At 71.4% G+C, this 14898-nt stretch carries 11 protein-coding genes; 4 read left to right on the top strand and 7 right to left on the bottom strand.

Going from position 1 to position 14898, the window contains the following annotated elements:
- Positions 1–204 precede the first annotated feature (204 nt).
- Complete coding sequence (locus WMF17_RS31040; protein ID WP_437644573.1) at positions 205–582, top strand: hypothetical protein; 378 nt, start codon at positions 205–207, stop codon at positions 580–582.
- A 44-nt stretch (positions 583–626) separates the two neighbouring features.
- Here WMF17_RS31040 and WMF17_RS31035 read toward each other — a convergent pair whose 3' ends face one another.
- The 3 genes from WMF17_RS31035 to WMF17_RS31025 all read right to left on the bottom strand — a co-directional run bounded on the left by WMF17_RS31035 (position 627) and on the right by WMF17_RS31025 (position 5331).
- Complete coding sequence (locus tag WMF17_RS31035) at positions 627–884, bottom strand: hypothetical protein (RefSeq protein WP_437644571.1); 258 nt, start codon at positions 882–884, stop codon at positions 627–629.
- A gap of 118 nt (positions 885–1002) precedes the next feature.
- Entirely contained in the window at positions 1003–3567 is a 2565-nt protein-coding gene (locus tag WMF17_RS31030; RefSeq protein WP_437644569.1) for an ATP-binding protein, read from the bottom strand.
- Positions 3568–3708: 141 nt separating this feature from the next.
- Positions 3709–5331 (bottom strand): ABC-F family ATP-binding cassette domain-containing protein, encoded by a 1623-nt coding sequence (locus WMF17_RS31025; protein WP_437596787.1) that lies wholly within the window; start codon positions 5329–5331, stop codon positions 3709–3711.
- Positions 5332–5621: 290 nt separating this feature from the next.
- Here WMF17_RS31025 and WMF17_RS31020 point away from each other — a divergent pair, with 290 nt between their 5' ends.
- Together WMF17_RS31020 and WMF17_RS31015 are read left to right on the top strand one after the other, a co-directional pair.
- A complete protein-coding gene (locus WMF17_RS31020; protein WP_437596786.1) occupies positions 5622–5978 on the top strand; it encodes an arsenate reductase family protein in 357 nt (118 codons plus the stop codon).
- A gap of 181 nt (positions 5979–6159) precedes the next feature.
- Positions 6160–7068, top strand: coding sequence for a hypothetical protein (locus WMF17_RS31015; RefSeq protein WP_437644567.1), 909 nt, complete (start codon positions 6160–6162; stop codon positions 7066–7068).
- 155 nt (positions 7069–7223) lie between these two features.
- On the opposite strand, the gene WMF17_RS31010 is transcribed toward WMF17_RS31015, so the two are convergent.
- The 4 genes from WMF17_RS31010 to WMF17_RS30995 all read right to left on the bottom strand — a co-directional run bounded on the left by WMF17_RS31010 (position 7224) and on the right by WMF17_RS30995 (position 13039).
- Entirely contained in the window at positions 7224–7937 is a 714-nt protein-coding gene (locus WMF17_RS31010) for a hypothetical protein (RefSeq protein WP_437644566.1), read from the bottom strand.
- A gap of 61 nt (positions 7938–7998) precedes the next feature.
- Positions 7999–9060, bottom strand: a complete 1062-nt coding sequence (locus WMF17_RS31005) for a hypothetical protein (RefSeq protein ID WP_437644564.1) — start codon at positions 9058–9060, stop codon at positions 7999–8001.
- A 139-nt stretch (positions 9061–9199) separates the two neighbouring features.
- Positions 9200–10744, bottom strand: a complete 1545-nt coding sequence (locus tag WMF17_RS31000; RefSeq protein WP_437644562.1) for a serine/threonine-protein kinase — start codon at positions 10742–10744, stop codon at positions 9200–9202.
- Between the two features lie 246 nt (positions 10745–10990).
- Entirely contained in the window at positions 10991–13039 is a 2049-nt protein-coding gene (locus WMF17_RS30995; protein WP_437644560.1) for a hypothetical protein, read from the bottom strand.
- Between the two features lie 253 nt (positions 13040–13292).
- Here WMF17_RS30995 and gndA point away from each other — a divergent pair, with 253 nt between their 5' ends.
- Positions 13293–14825 carry an NADP-dependent phosphogluconate dehydrogenase gene (gene gndA / locus WMF17_RS30990; protein ID WP_437596780.1) on the top strand — a complete coding sequence of 511 codons (1533 nt, stop codon included), beginning with the start codon at positions 13293–13295 and terminating at the stop codon, positions 14823–14825.
- The last annotated feature ends 73 nt before the right edge of the window (positions 14826–14898 follow it).

Here is a 14898-nt window from a genome sequence, read left to right as displayed (position 1 = left end):
GGGGTTGAGGCGGGCGGCTCGTTCCGACCGGGGTTGAGGCGGGTGGCTCGTTCCGACCGGGGTTGAGGTTGCGCGGGACTGCCTCTCTGGCAGCCGGCAAAAGCGCCCGGGCGACGTCGTTCCGTGGAGTAGTCTGCCGGGCGCGCCGGGCGGCGACCTGCCTTTCGGGTTCCCGGCACGACCTCACCCACGGAGAACGACCGCATGAACACGCGCAGCAGCTCGCCCCGCCGGGGCCTGCTCTTCCTCTTCACGGGGCTCGCGCTCGCCGGGAGCGCCGCCTGCACGCCCCGGCCGCAGGCGACCCAGGGGACGTCGACGACAGCGACCGGCCCGACACCGGAGAGCGACTGCTCGGTCGGGCCGCTTCTTACGTGCCCCAAGGGACAGCTCGATGGCTGCGCCAACGGGACCACCACGGTGCACCGATGCGTGGAGGCAGGGCCGGGGAAGTGCCTCGACATCCGGGCGGCGCTCGTGAAGTGCCAGGAAAACGAGATCCTGACCCACGAGGGCTGCCCCGAGCCCGCCTACATGCAGCGATGCGCGCCCAGGTCGACGCAGCAGCAGCAGCAGCCGTGAGCCGGCGGCCCGCCGCGGACCGCGGCATCGATAAAACATAGTAATTACGAAGGCTTGCGTCCAGAGCTCCCCGCGGGGAGCTTCGTGTCCGAGACGATCGGCCCTCCCTCGTACACGCCAGCGCCGCCCTCGCTGCCCCAGGTCTCGACCTCGCCGGGGGGAGCGTCCTCTCGCTCGCCGGACGACGTGATCGGCCCGCGGACGCCGGGGACGTCCGCCTGCGGGTGAGGTCGCTTCTCCTCGCTGACCTCGCGCGCGGCGCGCGGCGCGCCCAGCTGGTCGTGCGTTGTCTCGTCTCCCATGTATCCTCCTTTCGGAGGCGTCTGGGGCCAGCGCGCTCGATCGTCCACTCCTCCGCGGAGGCCGCGCCGGCGCGCTCGCCGCAGGCTCATCCCGCGGCCGCGCGGACCCGCCGCCGGCTCAGCCCTCGGCGTTCCCCACCGGGATCGTGAACCGGAAGGTGGTCCCCACGCCCACGCGGCTCTCCACGTGGATGGTCCCCCCGTGCGCGACGACGAGCTCGCGGGCGATGGCCAGCCCGAGCCCGGTGCCCTTGTAGCCGTTCCGCTGGCCGCGCCAGAACCGCTCGAAGAGGTAGGGCAGCTCGTCCTCCGGGATCCCCGGCCCCGTGTCCGCCACCGAGAAGAGGACGTGCTCCTGCCGGTGCTCGCACCGCACCGTGATCGACCCCTGGGCGCCCGTCACCTTGACCGCGTTGCTCAGGAGGTTCGAGAGCACCTGGAGCACGCGATCGCGATCGCACACGACGAGCGGGACGTCCTCGGTCGACGACACGACGCCCAGGTGGATCCCCTTCTCCTGGGCCTGCGGCTCGAACGTCTCGACCGCCTCCCGGCCGATCTCCCGCGGGTCCTGCGGCTGCCGGCGCAGCGCCAGCCGGCCGGCGCGGAGGCTCGCGAAGTCGAGCAGGTCGTGGAGCAGCCGATCCATCCGGTGCGCCGAGCGCTGGATCGCCTGGATCGCCTTCGATTCGCCCGTTTCCCCGCGCACCGCCGCGCGCTTGGTCATCACGGCGGCCGCCGTGATGATCGCGCTCAGGGGGTTCCTGAGGTCGTGGGACACCGTGGCGAGCACGTTGTCCCGGAGCTCGATGGCGCGCTGCGCGGCCTCGTACACCCGGGCGTTGTCCGCGGCGAGCGCCGCCCGCTGCGCCAGATCGTGCGCGACCGCGAGGTCCGCCTCGTCGTAGATCCGGCCGGACTCCGCGGTCGCCAGGGTGATGCAGCCGAACGTGCGGCCCCGCGCGACCATCGGGACCACCATGGCCGACGTGATCCCGAGCTCGCCGACGAGCCGGCGGAAGGCGGCGTGCTCGCCGAACGAGGCGAGCAGCGGGTGCGACAGGTCCCGGACGAGCTCCGGGCGCTCGATGCAGGGGACCTTCTCCATCAGCGCCGCGAGCCCCGGAGGCGGATCCACCTCGCGGAAGATCGCGTGCGCCCTCCGGACCGCCTCCGGATCCGCGTGCGTCACCGTGACCCGCCGCGCCGCCTCGAGCTCCGGGAGCGTCTGGATGACGCACCAGTCCGCGAGCTCGGGGACCGTGAGGCGGCCGAGCCGGTCGAGCGTGCTCTGGAGATCGAGGCTGTCGCTCAGGGCGGCGCTCGCGGCGGCCAGGAAGCGCTGCCCCTGCTCGGCGCGCGTGCGCTCGGTGATGTCGAAGAAGGTCACGACGCCCGCCGAGACGCGCCCGACCGGGTCCCGGACCGGCGACGAGCGCACGAGGATCCGCCCCCACGTGCCGTCCCCGCGGAGCACGTCGATCTCCTCGTCGTTCACGACCTCGCCGGTCGTGACGGTGCGCGCGAGCGGCCACTCCCACGTCTCGTACGGCTTGCCCGACCGCGGGTGGAACCCCCGGTAGAGGTTGTAGCCCTCGATGCTCTGGACGCCGGCGAGCGACCCCCGGAAGAGCGCCGTGGCCTGCTGGTTCGTGAGCAGGACGCGCCCCGTCTCCCGCTCGCCGATGATGAGCCCCGCCGGCATCTGCTCGATCACGGTCGCGAGCAGCGCGCGGGCGTCGTCCGCCTGGTGCCGCGACGCGCGCTCCTTCGCGACGAGCTGCGCCTGCACGATGATCCCGGTCGCCCGGCTGGTCATCGTGCGGAGCATCAGCAGGTCCTCCTCGGAGAACTCCGCGGCGCTGCGGGAGCCGAGGATCGCGACGCCGATCGGGTGCCCCTCGTGGAGCAGCGGCACGCCGTAGACGGCGCGCAGCCCCCTCGACCGGATCTCGCGCGCCGTCACGGGCAAGGTCGGGAGCGCGGCGTCGAGCGAGGTGGGACCGCGCAGCGCGAGGACCGCCCGGGCGAGCTCCCGCGTCGCCTCGAGCGGCGGGCCGAGCAGCGGCCCGTCGCCGAGGCCGGCCGTCGCGTGCACCTCGAGGTGGTCCCCGTCCCCGAGCAGGACGATCGCCACGTCCACGGCGGCCGCCGCCTCCCGCGTGGCCCGGATGAGCGCCTCCAGGAAGGTGTCCAGGTCGCTGCTGCCGAGGGCGGCCGCCGAGATCGCGTCGAGCGCCTGGAGCACGCGCACGCGCGCCTCCTGGTAGCGCGACACGGCGTCCGCGATCGCCTCGTCGAGCGCCGCGTTCAGCTGGATCAGCTCGCGCCCGCCGTCTCCGTCGCCGTCCCGCTCCCAGAGCTCCAGGATCACGGCGCGGAGCGCCGCGTATTCCATCACCACGTCGGCGAGGTCGTACCCGTGGGCGAGCCGGCTCAGCGCGTGATACCCGGGCATGGCCTGGAGCTTCTGGTCGATCGCGGCCCGCGTGCTCGCGCTGCCCGTGACCTCGGCGATGTAGTCGAGGACGTTCGGGATATGGTCGGTCAGCATCGGATCCGACAGCCGCCGCGCCGGGCTCAGCGCCTGGACTCGCTGCTTCCAAGCCTCCAGGATCGCGCCGTGGTGGCGCTGGACGAAGCCGGAGAGCCGCTTTGGGCTCGGTCTACCGAGCTGATCCATCTGGGCCCTTACGATAGCGCGAAAGCTTGAGCGTGTGTTCACCTCGCGCCGCGTGGTGAGCGGAGCCGACGAGCGGGAGTCGAGCTCAGGTACAGCCCGCATGGCCGGGCGCGGCCCGCGCGGCCATGCGCGAGGTCCCCGTCAGCTCCGGATGCCTGGCGCCTCGTGTCCGCTCTGGGCGACATACTCCAGGTATCCGCCGCCGTAGACGCGCGGTCCCTCGGGCACGAGCTCGAGGACGCGGTTCGACAGCGAGGCGAGGAAGCGGCGATCGTGCGAGACGAACAGCATGGTGCCCTCGAACGAGGCGAGCGCCCCGACGAGCATCTCCTTGGTCGCCATATCGAGGTGGTTTGTCGGCTCGTCGAGGACGAGGAAATTCGGCGGATCGTAGAGCATGATCGCGAGCACGAGGCGGGCCTTCTCGCCGCCGGACAGGATGCGACAGGGCTTGTCGATGTCGTCGCCGGAGAAGCCGAATGCGCCGGCGAGCGTGCGGAGCGAGCCGATGGAGGCCTGGGGGAAGCTCGCGACGATGGACTCCCAGACCGAGCGGGTCGGGTCGAGGAGCTCCATCGCGTGCTGCGCGAAGTACCCCATCTTGACGCTCGCGCCGACGCTCACCTCGCCGGCGTCCGGCGCGGAGGCCCCCGCGATGAGCTTGAGGAGGGTGGACTTGCCGGCGCCGTTCACGCCCATGACGCACCAGCGCTCGCGGCGGCGGATCAGGAGATCGAGCCCGTCGTAGATGGGGCGGCCTCCGAACGATTTCGTGACCCCGTCGAGGCGCGCCACGTCGTCGCCCGAGCGCGGCGCGGGCTTGAACTCGAAGCGGATGGTCCTCCGGCGCTTCGGCGGCTCGACCTTGTCGATCTTCTCGAGCTTCTTCACGCGCGACTGGACCTGCGCCGCCTTGGCGGCCTGCGCCTTGAAGCGCTCGATGAAGCGCATCTCCTTCGCGAGCATCGCCTGCTGGCGCTCGTACTGGGCCTCGGCCTGCTGCTCGTTGATGGCGCGCTGCTGCTCGTAGAACTCGTAATTGCCCGAGTAGCTGGTGAGCTCGCCGCCGTCGATCTCGATGATCTTGGTGACGATGCGGTTCATGAACTCGCGGTCGTGCGAGGTCATGACGAGCGCGCCTGGATACTGCTTCAGGTACCCTTCGAGCCAGATGATCGACTCGATGTCGAGGTGGTTTGTCGGCTCGTCGAGCAGGAGCGCGTCAGGCCGCATGAGGAGGATGCGCGCGAGCGCGACGCGCATCTTCCAGCCGCCCGAGAGGGCGCCGACGTCGCCGTCCATCGTGGCCTGGCTGAAGCCGAGGCCGGCGAGGATCTCGCGCGCCTTGGCGTCGAGCGCGTAGCCGCCGAGCTCCTCGTAGCGGGCCTGCGCCTGCCCGAAGCGCTCGATCAGGCTTTCCATCTCGTCCATGCGCTCGGGGTCGGCGAGCGCGGCCTCGAGCTCGCGGAGCTCCGCGGCGACGGTGGAGACCGGGCCGGCGCCGTCCATGGTCTCGGCGACGGCGCTCCTGCCCTTCATCTCGCCGACATCCTGGCTGAAGTAGCCGATGGTGACGCCGCGGTCGATCGCGACCTGGCCGCCGTCGGGCGCCTCCTCCTTGGTGATCATCCGGAAGATCGTCGTCTTGCCGGAGCCGTTCGGCCCGACCAGGCCGATCTTCTCGCCGCGGTTCACCGCCGCGGAGGCCTCGAGGAAGAGGATCTGCTTACCGTGCTGCTTGCTGATGGAATCGAGGCGGATCACGAGGGTCGCTGCCGCTGGAGGCGGCTCCTTTCCGCGCACGTATACCAGACGGCCCGTCGCGCGATGTAGCAATTCTTGCACCCTGCGCGGCGGCCTGGGCGCGCTGCTGAGCCGTGGTGACTCTGCGCTTTGCTCGCTTCCGGACCGAGGTCTTTGCTTATGCGAGCTCGGGTTTCTCTCTTGCTATGGGGAATCTTTCCAGCGACGGCCCTCGGCTGTGGCAGCGGCTGCGCTTCTCCTGCATTTTCGTCGCGCTTGCTCTCTCCTGCGGGCGAGGGCAGAAGGCGGGCATGAGCAAGGTTCAGATCCTCTCCTATGCCGGCTGCAGCACCTGCAAGAAGGCGCTGAAGTGGCTCGGCGAGCGCGGCGTGGACGTCGCCGTCCGGCCCATTGTCGACGAGCCGCCGACGGCCGAGGAGCTCGCCCGGTGGGTCCCGGCCAGCGGGCTCCCGGTGCGCCGGTGGCTCAACACGAGCGGGCAGAGCTACCGCGCGCTCGGCAAGGCGCGGGTGGACGCCGCGAGCGACGCGGAGGTCGCGCGGTGGCTCACCGAGGATGGGAAGCTCGTCAAGCGGCCCGTGCTGGTGAAGGGCAACCGGGTGCTGGTGGGCTTTCGCGAGGACGACTACGCCGCGCTGCTCGGCTGAGCCGGCGCCGCTCCCCTGCGAGCCCCGGATGCGCGGCAGCGCGCCGCGCCGGGGAATGTGCGGCGACCGGCTCCTCGGGGGCAGGGCGGCAGGCGGCAGCGAGGCGCCTCGGCCATGTCCCCATTTCATTTGGGCGGTCACCGTCCTACCCTCGTGGATAGAAGATGTCTGGAAGACTGCCATGAGAAGGAAGACAGGGCTGTTTTTCGTTGGGTGCGCCGGCGCATGTGCCCTCGCGATGCTCGGGCTCGGATGCGCGCAGATCTTCGGCTTCGACAAGAGCTACGACACCGAGGGCGGGGCCGACGGGCGCGGCGGCGCAGGAGGCGGTGACGGCGGGGGCGCGACCGCGAGCAGCGGCGCCGGGGGCGCGACCGCGAGCAGCGGCGCCGGGGGCACGACCGCGAGCAGCGGCGCCGGGGGAGGGGGCGCTGGGGGCGGCGGTGCGGAGCCGGCGTGCGCGGTCCTCGAGGTGATGCCGGGGGAGAGCCTGGACCTGTCGATCATCGACGATATGGAAGACGAGGACCTCGCGATCCCCGAGGGGGACAGCGCAATCCCTCGAGGAGGGGACTGGTTCATGGACCACGACGAGTCCGTGGACGGGATCCACGAGCCTGTCAACGAGCCTGACCTGATGACCCCCCTCGACCCTCCGCGCGGCGATAGCCTCGTGGCCCTGCGCACGAGCGCGAATGACGGCTTCCGTGTCTGGGGAGCCGGTGTCGCCGTCTATGTGTACTACGATGACTACGGCGATGCCTCCGAGTACCGTGGCATCACCTTCTGGGCCCGCGCCGAGGAGGGCTCCTCCAGGAGGCTGAAGGTGATGTTCGTCGAACAGCAGACCCGCCATACGGGGGGCATCTGCGACAACGCGAACGACCGATGCAACGACCATTTCCACAAGCACGTCGTGCTGGCGGGCGACTGGAAGCAATTCAAGATTCCAGTGGAGTGCCTCAAACAGGGAGGGTTCGGTCAGCAGTTCGACGCGCCCGCCATGGACCGGCTCTGGGGCTTCTATTTCAGCTTCGATCCGAGGCAGGAGTTCGATATCTGGATCGACGATCTCGCCTTCTACCGGTAGGCGCAGGTCTCGGCAGGCTGACCCGTGCTGGTGAAGGGGACCGGATGCTGGTGGGCCCTCGCGAGGACGACCGCGCCGCGCTGTCCGGCTGAGCCCGCCGCCCCGCGCTGACGCCGGGGAGGCGCCGCGCGAGGGGGGAGAGGGCCGGGGACGCGTCAGGGCGCCGAGGTGAAGCGGCCTTCCCGGACCTGGCTCAGCTCGAACGAGCTCTCCGGGTCCAGGGTTTTGTCCGTCGTGCCGCCGCGCGTGCGGCTGATCACGATGTCCACATCGCAGCTCTCGGGCTCCTGTGAGCTCGTCGGGTCCAGCACGCCCGCGGCGATGGTGTACGTCCCCGTGTCGCCCCCCACATCGAACGTCTTGGAGAAGATGCAGTCGCCGTCCACCCGGATCACCATGTCGTCCCCCGAGCCGCTCGGCGACCACGCGATCGTGATGTCCTCGGCGCGCGAGACCGGCTCCTTGGGCAGCGCCTCGAGCTCGAACGGGTCGGGGAGCGTCCCGGCGTTGTTCGGCGCGTCGTCGTCGTCCTCGCGGTCGAGCCGCACCGTGAGCTCGGTGCCTCCCTCCCCGACGTCGAAGTGAGCCACATAGACCCCGGCGCTCTCGGAGCGCATCTCGACCTCCTCGTCGTCCGCGGTCGCCAAGATCCGGTCTCCCGCGCTCAGGATGACGTACGTGTTGCTCTCGTCGCCGCCTGCCTTGAGGATGGCCTTCAGGCTCGTCGACGACGCGCTCTCGGCGGTCGCCTCCAGGGTCGCCGAGATCCCTCCGGTGCGGATCTGCTTCGAGTCGAGTGTCTCCGTGCAGCCCGCGAGCAACCCGGAGGCGGCGAGCCCGAACATGGTCATCGTGGTCTTCGTGATCATGAGTTGTCCTTTCCTCATCGCCAACTACCACCCGGGCGCGCCGGCCCGGGTGCGGGCTGGCTCACCACCGGCTGTGCACCGCGACGCCGCCGCCGTTCGGTCCGGCGAGCAGCGACCAGCTCACCGCGCCGGCCTTCGGGCGGGGTGCGGCGCTGGCCAGCGAGCGGGCTGCTGCGGCCGCCCGCGGGCCGGGCGGGGACGGCTCCGTCAGGAAGAGCAGCACCGCCGCGCCCGCCAGCACCGCCCCGGCGCTGAAGCCGATCGTGCTCACCCTCCCGAGGGCCTTCGCGCGGTCGCCGGCGGCCTTTCCTTTGGGGGTGCATATCGCCGCGCCGGGGCTGTCGTCCTCGCACGCCTCGGCCGCGCGGCTGCTCTCGTCGAGCGCCATCCATCCGGTCACCGACCCGAGGACCAGCCCGCTCACGGCGAGCCCGCCCGCCACGTAGGTCACGATGCGGCGGCCGCTGGTCCCGGACGCCTGCGTGGACGGGGCAGGACCCTCGATGGGCTTCACGGGCGGCCCGACGACCTGGCTGGGCGGCCAATCCATCGGTCCCGCGCGCGACGGCTCCTCGACGGGGAGCTTCACCTCGAGCTCGATCGTCGTCGACGCGGACTTGTCGATCGTGAACCGCACCTCGTGCACGGGCCCCCCTGGCGCCCTCGTCGTCACGACGTGCTCTCCCGGGTTGACGGGGAGCGCGATGCCGAGGGAAGGCCGCTCCAGGGTGATGCCGTCGCGCTGCACGACCGTGCCCGCGGGCGCGCCGCCCGGCAGCGACAGCGTGAGTTGCGGCACGAGCGGCGCGAGCGCGTTGCGCTGCTCGAGCGCGACCTTGTAGCGCTCGTGCTGCTGGAGCTTCTCGGCTTCCGACATGCGGGAGTACAGCGCCAGAAAATCGTTGTAGCGCGCAACGGCGGTGGCGATGCGCCCCCACAGGGCCTCGCACTCGGCGAGCGTGAACAGCCGCCCTGCGCGAGGATCGAGCCGATGGCTCTCGGCGAGGGCAGGGCAGCCCGCCGGATACCGGCCCGCCAGCATGTCCGCGAGGCCGCGGTTGAAGAGCGACTCGGCCACGGCGACGGCGTCGGGCTGCGCGCTGGCCGGAGCGATGAGGGCCATGCTCAGCAATCCGCTCAACACGGGCGCAGGCCAGACGAATCGCATCGGTGGAGCAGGAGATATCATCCCCGGGTTCGCCCCAGGCGAGAAAAGCACCGCTCCGCTGCCGCTGCATCCGGCCGCCGAAGAGGCCGCGACGTCAGTCCGCCGAGTAGAGCGCCTCCCGGGGCCTGGCCGAGGAGGAAGCGGACGGCTCCGCGGCCGGCGTGGGCCCGTGCCCCGCGTCGGGCGAAGGCGCCGCGCCGGGCGAAGGCGCCGCGCCAGGCGAAGGCGCTGCGGCGGGCGAGGGCGCCGCGCCCGGCGAATGCGCTGCGGCGGGCGAGGGCGCCGCGGCGGGCGGCGGCATCGAGGCCCTCGCGCTCGCAGGCGCTGCTGCGGGGGCGGGCGTTCGGTCGCCGTCCTCGCGCGACGCGGAGGATTTCGTCGCAGGCATCAGGAGGCCGGCCGCTCCAGGCGCCCCGGAGGCCTCGGGGAGGGCGGGAGCCGGCCCGGTCCACGTCGGCGCGGGGGTCGGCGAGGCGGCTGCAGCCACGGCCGCCGGCACGTCCTCCGCAGCGCCGGGGGCAGGGGGCACACCCCCGCGCAGCGAGGTCAGCGCGATGGCGCCTCCGCCGGCCAGGACGAGGGCCGCGGCAGCGATCGCGGACCGGCTCCGCGGCCTCGCGGCGACGACGATCCGGGTCTCCAGGCCCGTGCTGGAGGACTGGGCGGCCGCAGGCACCGACGACGCGGGCCCCTGGCCCCCACGCGGGTCCGGCGTGTCCACCCTGGACAGGAGCGACGACCTCATCGACACGGGCACGATGTCGAAGATCTTGGCGAGCGCCTCCACGGCGGCCGATGCGGTCGAAAAGCGCGCCGCCGGGTCGCGCGCCGTCGCCTTCGCGAACCACGGGTCAAAGGCCGGGGGCAGCGTCACCCCGTCGGCCTCCGCGCGCGCGCACGCGGGCTCCTGCGGGCCGTACATTGCGATGACCGCGAACGCGAGCGTGTTGCTGAACTCCCGCATGTCGTTCACCCAGTAGGCCTTGCCGACGAGGAGCGTGTACGCGATCATGCCGAGGGCGAAGAGGTCGGCGGCCTTCGAGAGCGACGCGCCGCTGAACTGCTCTGGCGCCATGTAGAGCGGCGTCCCGAGGGCCGCGGTCGTCGCCGAGTCGAGCGACGTCTCGGCGACGAGCTTGGCAATGCCGAAATCGAGCACCTTGATGCGGAGCTCGTCGTCGTCGTCGCTCGCCGCCAGGAAGAGGTTCGCCGGCTTGAGATCGCGGTGGACGACCCCGGCGGCGTGCGTCTTGTCGAGGGCGATCGCCGTCTGGCGCAGGTAGGCGATGACCTCCGCCGGCGACAGGCGCCCGGCGCGGCGGAGGCGCTTGTTGAGCTCCTCGCCGCGGAGCAGCTCCATGACGAGGAACGGCATGCCGGTCTCCTCGTCGATCCCGGCGTCGAACACCTCGACGATGTGCTCGGTCGCGATGCGGGCGGCGATGCGCGCCTCGAGCTTGAACCGGGCGTGGAATTCGGGGTTGTCGGCGAGGTGGGGGTGCATCACCTTGAGCGCCCGCCGCCGCTCCGTCTCGACGTGCACGACCTCGTAGACCGCGCCCATCGCGCCGGTCGCGATGCTGCGCACGATGCGGTACCTGCCTGCGAACAGCCTCCCCTCGTTGAAGTTCAGCGACATGGGTCCACCGCGTCGAACGAGCTTACACCTGAGGCCGGACGGCTGCACTCAGGAACTGGACGTCGTACGCCTCCCTACAACAAGGACGAGGTGTGGGGGCTGCGCGCTCGACCTACGCTGTCTGCGCTGTCTGCGATTGACGCAATTTGCGCCTTTCGCGATGTGTTGTCGAGGTCTGTTGTCGGCGCCGGCCGTGACAGCGTGCCATGCCTCGACAGACAGGCTCGGGGCGGCGGCAGATCCGGCTCAGAGCACGAGCACCGCGAGCAGCCGGGGCCCGTGGAACAGGTCGAAGCCGCCGATATCGAGCTTGCGGCCGACCGTGTAGGTCGTCTCGTCTCCGCGTCTCGTCGCGTGGATGCTGGACACGATGCCCTGGCCGATCGCCTCGACGTTGTAGGACAGCTCGGTCAGCAGGCGGAGCCGGCTGAGGTTCGAGGTCAGCCGGAGCCGGAGCCCCAGGGACAGGTTGCCGGAGAGCGCGATCATCGTCGCCTCGTCGGCCTCGCGCGCGCCGCCCGGGACCGCGGGATCCGCCGGGAAGGCGTAGCGCACCGGTCCGGCGCCGCCGTAGAGGCCGAGGTCGCCGAACGGCGCGAGCCGCGGCCACTCGCCGTTGCCCATCCGCACGCTGAAGCCGCCCTGGTAGAAGCGCGACGTCACGCTCTGGGCAGGGCTCTGCCGCTCGAAGACGTAGATGTCGCCCGTGCCCGGATCCCGCTCGCGGAGCGCATAGAAGATGCGCGGGAGCTTGTAATCCATGTACCGGAAGCCGACGAGCAGCTCCTCGAGATAGAGATCGTCCGCGGCCTCCGGGAAGAGCTTCGTCACGTCGAAGCCGACGTCCACCTGGCGGACCAGGAGCTGGAACGGCGCGCTCGCCAGGGCGCCGGCGTCCCGCCCGGTCACCGGATCGACGGCGAGCTCGGTCACGGTCCCGGCGGTGAACCGCGCGATCTTGAGGCTCGTGCTGATGCCGGCGAGGTCGGCGCCGATGTCGAAGACGTCGCTCGCGAACCCGTTCAGGCCGATCAGCCTCCCGAGCGAGCTGTCGTACGCGATGTCGCCCCCCGACGAGAACAGCCGGTCCGTCTTGAACCCGGCGTTGAGGCGCGCGGCGTTGCGCACGTGCTCGAAGTCGTACGTGAGCAGCGCCCGGCCGCCGACCATGAACACGGGATCGACGTCGTAGGCGAGCCGCCGCGTCCGGCCCCGGTAATCGTTGATGCCGCCGGAGGAGCTCGGGCTCGCGAGCTGGTGGAAGAAGAGGAGCTCGACGTCGCCCCTCAGCTGCAGGTGGACGGCGTCGAGGCTGATCGCCCTGCCCTGATCGAGCAGGCTCTCCTGCATCTCGAAGCCCGCCGTGTCCTCGAGCGGCGTCCGCGCCGGCACGGAGAGCGCCTCGGCGCAGGCGGAGAGCGCCTCGCGCTGCTCCTCGAGGACCCTGGAGAGCGCCTCCGCGCGCGCCACGGTGGCCCCGTAGCCGGGCTCGCCCCGCGCGACGCGCCGGGCCTGCTTCACCACGTAGGGCGCCACGGCGAGCGCCTCGGTGTGCATCCGCAGGAGGAACGACGTGACGCGGAGGGCGTCGCGCGCGAGGGTCGCGGCGGGCTCCTGCCCCGCGCCCGCCGCGCGGAGCGTGGCGGCGGCGCCCGCGATGTCCCGCTGCGCTCCGGCGAGCGCCCGCCGCTGCGTGGCGACCCTCCCCTTCGCGGCGCCGATCTCGGGCGTGTCGGGGGCGCCGAGGGGCCTTCCGGCCGAGAGCCGCTCGACGTTCCGCTCCTCGGCGGCGAGCGCCCGCGCGTGCTCCACGAGCGCCTGCCACGCGGCCGGCAGGCGGCTCGCGGCGCTCTCCCCGGACGCTGACGCGGGCGCCGCGAGCGCCGCGAGCGCGTCGAAGAGCCGCGCGAACGCGGGCGGCGCCGGCCGGGGCGCCGCCGCGCGGGCGAGCGCCTCGTCGAGCTTCACGCGGTAGAGCTTGGCGAGCGGGACCTCGTGCTCCCCGTCGTACGGCGCCGCCTCCTCGAGGCGCTCGCGGAGCCGTTCGCCCTCGTCGTCGTCGAGGCGGAGCGCCGCGACCCACGGGTCTCCCGGGGAGTAGGGCGTGTTCGCGAGGACCTCGTCGGCCAGCCAGGCCGCGCGCTCCAGATCGGCCGCGCGGTCGTCGATGATCGCGCGGCGGGCGTCCTCGTTGGCGAAGGCGCGCGCCGCGCGGACGTTGTACGTGGCGGGGCCGCAGGCCGAGGCTGCGGCAGCGGCAAGGAGGAGGCCTGCGAGCGCCGGGCCCGGTCGCACCGGCGCGAGCCTACCACGGCGCGCGAGCGCGGCTCCACGCCGGCGGCGCGGCGTCCAGCGACCGCATACGGCGGCCGGTCGCGAGCGCACTGGACGCCGCGCCGCCGGCCTGCTCAGAATGCGCGGCCGTGGCTGCCAGCCGACCGAACGAGATTGACGGCGCGCGGGCCGGGGCCTTGCTGAGCCCTCCGATGCGCGCAAGACAACCGGTCGCTGACGGAGCATGAGCAACGTGTGAAGGAGAAGAACCGGGATGAATGATGCCACATCCAGCTGCGACATCGGCATGATCGGCCTGGCCGTCATGGGCGAGAACGTCGCGCTCAACATGGCCGACCACGGGTTCAAGGTGGCCGTGTACAACCGCACGGTGCAGGTCGCGAAGGACTTCGTCGCGAGAAACCCGAGCACCCCCGGCGGCCTGGTCTACTGCGAGACGCTGAAGGACTTCGTCCGCGCCCTGAAGAAGCCGCGCAAGGCGGTGATCCTGGTCAAGGCCGGTCCGCCGGTGGACATGGTGGTCAAGCAGCTCCTCGAGGCGGGCGTCGAGCCGGACGACATCGTCGTCGACCTGGGCAACTCGCTCTGGACCGACACCATCCGTCGCGAGCAGGAGTACGCGAAGCAGTGCAAGTTCTTCGGCTCGGGCGTCTCCGGCGGCGAGGTGGGGGCGCGCTTCGGCCCCTCGCTGATGCCCGGCGGCGACCCCGAGTCCTGGAAGCACCTGGAGCCGATCTGGCGCGCGATCGCCGCCAAGGTGGATCCTGCGACCGGCAAGCCGCTCGAGGACGCGTCCCCTGGCAAGCCGGTGGAGGGCGGCGTGCCTTGCACGGCGTACATCGGGCCGAACGGCGCGGGCCATTACGTGAAGATGGTCCACAACGGCATCGAGTACATCGACATGCAGCTCATCTGCGAGGCGTACACGCTCCTCGACGGGCTGCTCGGGATGTCGAAGGACGAGATGTCTCAGGTCTTCGCCGAGTGGAACAGCGGCGATCTCGACTCGTACCTCATCCAGATCACCGCGGATATCCTCCAGCAGAAGGATCCTGTCCACCAGGACAAGCCGTTCGTCGATTTCGTCCTCGACACGGCGGGGCAGAAGGGCACGGGCAAGTGGACGAGCAGCAATGCGCTCGATATGGGCATTCCCGCGAACGCCATCGCCGAGGCGGTGTTTGCCCGTTGCCTCTCGGCGCTGAAGGACGAGCGCGTCGAGGCCTCGAAGCAGCTCGCGGGACCGACCCCGACCCCGGTCAAGGACCGGCAGGGGACGATCACGGCGATCCGCGACGCGCTGTATTGCTCGAAGATCTGCGCCTACGCCCAGGGTTTCCAGCTCATGGCGGCGGCCCAGGCGGAGTACAAGTGGAAGCTTGATTTCGGCACGATCGCGAGCATCTGGCGCGGCGGCTGCATCATCCGCGCCCGGTTCCTCCAGAAGATCACGGAGGCGTACACGCGCAATCCTGGCCTGACGAATCTCCTGCTCGACCCGTACTTCAACGATCAGATCAAGCTGGGTCAGTCCAACTGGCGCAAGGTGGTCTCGATCGCCGCGCAGAACGGCGTCTGGGCGCCCGCGTTCATGTCGGCCCTGTCGTACTACGACGGTTACCGCGCGGCCCACCTGCCCGCGAACCTCCTGCAGGCGCAGCGCGACTACTTCGGCGCCCACACCTACGAGCGCACCGACCAGCCGCGCGGCAAGTCCTTCCACCTCGACTGGCCGCATCCCTCCCGTCCTCAGCTCGAGATCAAGGGGACCGGCGGCGGGCACTGACCTTCGCCGGCTCCGCACGCCCATCGTGATAGCGCAGGGCTGAGCAGGTCCAGCCAGGCCCGCCGGACCTCCC

It is taken from the genome of Sorangium sp. So ce362 (genome assembly GCF_051519845.1).
Lineage (GTDB): Bacteria > Myxococcota_A > Polyangia > Polyangiales > Polyangiaceae > Sorangium.
The sequence above is the reverse complement of the archived record's forward strand: the minus strand, read 5'-3'. Positions and strand labels throughout refer to the sequence as shown.

Bases quoted from the DNA above. Each gene is read 5' to 3' on its own strand.
- WMF17_RS31040 (WP_437644573.1), top strand. From the start codon at position 205: ATGAACACGCGCAGCAGCTCGCCCCGCCGGGGCCTGCTCTTCCTCTTC.
- WMF17_RS31005 (WP_437644564.1), bottom strand. From the start codon at position 9,060: ATGGCCCTCATCGCTCCGGCCAGCGCGCAGCCCGACGCCGTCGCCGTG.
- WMF17_RS31020 (WP_437596786.1), top strand. From the start codon at position 5,622: ATGAGCAAGGTTCAGATCCTCTCCTATGCCGGCTGCAGCACCTGCAAG.
- WMF17_RS31035 (WP_437644571.1), bottom strand. From the start codon at position 884: ATGGGAGACGAGACAACGCACGACCAGCTGGGCGCGCCGCGCGCCGCG.
- WMF17_RS31030 (WP_437644569.1), bottom strand. From the start codon at position 3,567: ATGGATCAGCTCGGTAGACCGAGCCCAAAGCGGCTCTCCGGCTTCGTC.
- WMF17_RS31000 (WP_437644562.1), bottom strand. From the start codon at position 10,744: ATGTCGCTGAACTTCAACGAGGGGAGGCTGTTCGCAGGCAGGTACCGC.
- gndA (WP_437596780.1), top strand. From the start codon at position 13,293: ATGAATGATGCCACATCCAGCTGCGACATCGGCATGATCGGCCTGGCC.
- WMF17_RS31015 (WP_437644567.1), top strand. From the start codon at position 6,160: ATGAGAAGGAAGACAGGGCTGTTTTTCGTTGGGTGCGCCGGCGCATGT.
- WMF17_RS31010 (WP_437644566.1), bottom strand. From the start codon at position 7,937: ATGATCACGAAGACCACGATGACCATGTTCGGGCTCGCCGCCTCCGGG.